Source organism: Lysinibacillus sp. fls2-241-R2A-57 (genome assembly GCF_030209535.1).
Classification (GTDB): Bacteria; Bacillota; Bacilli; order Bacillales_A; family Planococcaceae; genus Lysinibacillus.
Genome location: NZ_JARVRU010000072.1, coordinates 1 through 3,889 on the forward strand (window position 1 = coordinate 1; position 3,889 = coordinate 3,889).

6 protein-coding genes are annotated in these 3,889 nt (G+C 32.6%); 1 reads left to right on the forward strand and 5 read right to left on the reverse strand.

Features of this window, described 5'->3' with window-relative positions; genetic code table 11:
• Nucleotides 1–362 precede the first annotated feature (362 nt).
• From QRN68_RS12985 to QRN68_RS13000, 4 genes are all read right to left on the reverse strand, one after another.
• Entirely contained in the window at nt 363–560 is a 198-nt protein-coding gene (locus QRN68_RS12985; RefSeq protein ID WP_285397316.1) for a hypothetical protein, read from the reverse strand.
• A 20-nt stretch (nt 561–580) separates the two neighbouring features.
• Nucleotides 581–1,213 (reverse strand): DUF5700 domain-containing putative Zn-dependent protease, encoded by a 633-nt coding sequence (locus QRN68_RS12990; protein ID WP_285397317.1) that lies wholly within the window; start codon nt 1,211–1,213, stop codon nt 581–583.
• Nucleotides 1,214–1,276: 63 nt separating this feature from the next.
• On the reverse strand, nt 1,277–1,615 hold the full coding sequence (locus tag QRN68_RS12995) for a hypothetical protein (protein WP_285397318.1): 339 nt from the start codon (nt 1,613–1,615) through the stop codon (nt 1,277–1,279).
• Between the two features lie 106 nt (nt 1,616–1,721).
• Entirely contained in the window at nt 1,722–2,075 is a 354-nt protein-coding gene (locus QRN68_RS13000; RefSeq protein WP_285397319.1) for a hypothetical protein, read from the reverse strand.
• 143 nt (nt 2,076–2,218) lie between these two features.
• Here QRN68_RS13000 and QRN68_RS13005 point away from each other — a divergent pair, with 143 nt between their 5' ends.
• The gene (locus QRN68_RS13005) at nt 2,219–2,794 is read left to right on the forward strand and encodes a phosphoglycerate mutase family protein (protein ID WP_285397320.1); all 576 of its coding nucleotides are present in this window, start codon (nt 2,219–2,221) and stop codon (nt 2,792–2,794) included.
• Between the two features lie 175 nt (nt 2,795–2,969).
• Here QRN68_RS13005 and QRN68_RS13010 read toward each other — a convergent pair whose 3' ends face one another.
• Nucleotides 2,970–3,719 carry a hypothetical protein gene (locus QRN68_RS13010; protein ID WP_285397321.1) on the reverse strand — a complete coding sequence of 250 codons (750 nt, stop codon included), beginning with the start codon at nt 3,717–3,719 and terminating at the stop codon, nt 2,970–2,972.
• Nucleotides 3,720–3,889 lie beyond the last annotated feature (170 nt).

Consider the following 3,889-nt stretch of genomic DNA (forward strand, 5'->3'; position numbering starts at 1 on the left):
AAACCCTTTCATCGATCAATAATAAACCTATTTTTTCCTAATCAACACGCCTGTTGTGAAATATATCATAAAATGTACTTTTTAAGTTAACTGCAATTGTGTGTTATAGGTGGTGTTATCTTGAAAAAGATATGATAAAAGTGATATCTGTTTTTGGTATAGGTTCTATTTTAGTTTTATTGGTTCCTTATCTCTTTAATTATTTTTTATAGTATGTCTGTTCCCTAAAAAAGTAAGGAAAAAAACAAGAAGCCTTTTAATTCGAAGGCATCTTGTTTTTAATAAAGAAGATCTTGTAACTCTAGACTAATAATATAAACCGTTATTGCGTAGCCATTTGCCTTAGAAATAGAGTAGTTAAATTATTCATTTTTCATCTGCATATCGATTAATTGTTGATAAATAATATCTTGATAGTTTATGTTTCGCCATAACGTAATAACATCCAATTCTGCTAGCTCTTGAAGGTAGCTTTGTATTAACTCAAATGCGATAAAATAAGCTAAACGGTTAAAGCCAAAACGTTTACCGCCATTAATAGAGAACCATTCAAGGAACACTGCTCTTGCATCGAGCGAAGTTAATCGGTTAAAAACGCTTCGATAATTCTTTGTTTATTATTCGTAGCAAATGTCATCCACTCTACGTCTTCTTGAAATGCAAAATATTCATCTTTTCTCGCACTTACTAACCTTGTAGAAAAATATGTTGCAATACCTTCCTGTAAAAGCCAAGTGAATGGGCTCTCCCAGTCTACTTTACCCCAATCAATACCTCTTTTTTCGGATAATAAATGGTGTAAAGCGTGCCCAAACTCATGAGCAATAATAATTTGCAAATGGCGGTCTTGAGGGGAAAGTTTCTCTAAGCAAAATGCAATTTCTGGTATGATTTGTCGGTAAGTAAAAGCGTTACTTCCAAATAAACCTACAATCAGATGTATATCCTTTGTAAATGTGATACCGTACATTTCTTCATAGTCCCTTGCAATATCATTAATAAGCTTAGGCATTTTATCTTTTATTTCAATTAACGCTGAAATCTTTTCCTGGTGCTTTGGAATCGCCGTTGTCATTTTTTCATCTACATTATGGCAATGATATAGAAAGTATTCTTCAAAATGGCTTGCATGCTTTTCATAATATTCCTTTAAATAATCAATGGTAGGCAGATAGCTGTTAGTGAAATCTGTTACTGTATCATGAATGAACATGTCCGTCTCCCTTCTAGTAAATCAGCCTTCAGATAGAACTAAATAACGCTTAACAACGTTATCCTATTTCACGATTAAAATATCATCACGTTCTTTTACTGAATAAATCTTTGCCCCGATTGGTAAATGGTTTGCAGCACCATTTTTAAAATCTTCTGCTTTAGTGGCATTGAATTTTATCTCACCAAGATGTTGATCTTCATTGAGTTCAAGCTCATCAATCCATTCTATATTGGTATTGAAAATATTACCTTCCCATTGAAAAATATCTGCTCGGTCGTCCAATCTTAAAACTTCGGCTGCATCAGGTTTTTCAAAAGTAAAAGTATCTACTGTGACTGTTTCATTACAACCAACTATAAATAAATTAAACAATAACACAAATAATAAAGAGTTTTTCATCTTCAAAATACCACCTAGACAATTTTATAAAATTAATCAAAGTCAATTAACAGCCAAGTTAAAACCAAGTCTGTTAGTGATTTTTCCGTTACACAATTTCTCATAGCTAAAAATATAAATTATTGAGTATCCATCCGGCTATCCCACCTATGATACCTACAATAATTAAGGTTAGACCATGTTTTTCGGCATGATAATCACTTTTTAAAACGATGCCTATACAAACGGCTATAATACCGCAAAACAGTTGAAAAAAGACAAATGCAAACAATGCATTAATCCAACCAATTGTTATCAGTAAAGACTTGCAATTTTTTACATTTTCCATAAAGATTCCTCTTTTCACACGCATATATTGCTTTGTGTATACCATTTTATTGGGAAAAATTCTTGAAGTACATGATATATTTTGGATATAGTCAGTAACATAAACAAGAGCATTTCCATTTAAAGCATCCATCTTGTGTTGATTTTATACAAAGTCGCGATGTTTTGAAAAAGGTCACAATGCATTTGCTCTAAAATATATCAGGAGCTTTTTTAATCAACTAATGTAAGCAGGTTACTAGAAGTAAGGTTTAAAAAGATGAGGAGTGGTGATAGATGGACCTGGTATTTATTCGTCACGGTCAAGGTGAACATACATTAGATATACCAAAAAGTTTACAGATAAAAGACCCTTCATTAACAGCTAAAGGGGAGAAACAAGCAAAACTATTAAGAAATCAATTCCCTTTAACAAATGATGATATTTTAATCATAAGTCCTACTAGAAGAACTCTGCAAACTGCATTTATGTGGAGTGAAAATATAGATTGTCGTAAGATTGTAAGTCCTTTAGTTTCTCCGCGAATTTTTCCTATTATTCCAGATAAAAACACATTGCCTTGTGATAAAATAATTGATTTAGAGATAATTCAAAATGATTTTCCAACTTTCGAAATTGACACTAATGTTCCCCTAGATTTATGGTCATATGGGATAAATGTTATGCCTGAAAATAAATTCACAAAAATCGCAGAAGAATTTATTATTAATTGCAAGCTGCTACAGAAAGAAAAGATTTATATTGTTTCCCATGATGGTACCATCACTTCTTATCGTCAATTAATTTCAGGTCATAGTTTATCCAGAAAAGATTTCCCGCCAGAAACAGGGTGGTTTCAAATTACTTGTTGAACTGACGGGGGGCTTTAGTTCAATAAGGCTCATCTAATTGAACGAACTTTTTTATAAGAATCTCATACACGGTTGGTTGAAGAAAACATTTAATCAATCTTTATTCTAAAACTAAAATAAAATATATCAAAGCCATTATTGTTTTAATTTCATCTTAGCTATCCTAGTATGTCTTCTAATTAGCTTCAAACTTTAAATTATTTTTAGCTTCGTCTACAAATGACCAATAGAACTGATGAAATTCGTCTGATTTCAGTTCTTCTGCTGGTGTCATTCCGTAATGCCATTGTCCATAAGTACTTCCTAGTAGTGTAATACCTCCAACGACGACATCATAGTCATAACCACCTAAAGAATTGTGAATAGGACGCACCATACCACCTGCCACAAGACTTTTATTTGTTCCCGTCAGAATATTGTCGTGTTTATTCAAATAATCCACAAGCGTCATTTCGCCTACCTGTTTTGTTTCCTCTTCTTCAAATTTTTTTATTGCTTTCATCGCTTGTTTGTGAAGCGTTTTTCGATCAGGGGATACGGAAGAAATATATTGTGTGTGTAATTTTTTAAACACGTAATTAAAGCTCTCGATGTCGTTTCGCTTTGTATTTCGCACTGATTTTTCAGCTAAAGCTTTGATTTGGCTGATTAATACATCTTGCGGGGGAACTTTCATACCTTTCGTCGGGATGACGTCCCAATTCGGTGTATTTAAGGAACGACTTCCGAATGACAAAAGATTGATATTCGACTGCATTCCTACTTCATTTGGCGTATAGTTCCATAGTGGTTCGGAAGTCTGAACGCTTTCCTTAGAATATACATATGCTTCTGTTAAATGAGACTGATCACTTTTTATAGGGTTATTTTTATTCGTTGAGTATAAAGGGTTAGATTGTATTTGCGATAAATTAGTGATTTTCATTACTTTATTACATCCCTTTCAAATTCAAAACCATTTTTGTTATAAAAAAATTAAGAGTGCTTTTAATTAGCACTACGAACATTTATTATACTATAATTTACATTTAAATTATATTATGGCTCTTCACCAAAACGTGTGGTTGATTTCCGTTCCGACTGGGCGCTTTCCTG

Coding starts and splice junctions, on each gene's coding strand:
- QRN68_RS13010 (WP_285397321.1), bottom strand. CDS start 3,719: ATGAAAATCACTAATTTATCGCAAATACAATCTAACCCTTTATACTCA.
- QRN68_RS13005 (WP_285397320.1), top strand. CDS start 2,219: ATGGACCTGGTATTTATTCGTCACGGTCAAGGTGAACATACATTAGAT.
- QRN68_RS13000 (WP_285397319.1), bottom strand. CDS start 2,075: ATGGATGCTTTAAATGGAAATGCTCTTGTTTATGTTACTGACTATATC.
- QRN68_RS12995 (WP_285397318.1), bottom strand. CDS start 1,615: ATGAAAAACTCTTTATTATTTGTGTTATTGTTTAATTTATTTATAGTT.
- QRN68_RS12990 (WP_285397317.1), bottom strand. CDS start 1,213: ATGTTCATTCATGATACAGTAACAGATTTCACTAACAGCTATCTGCCT.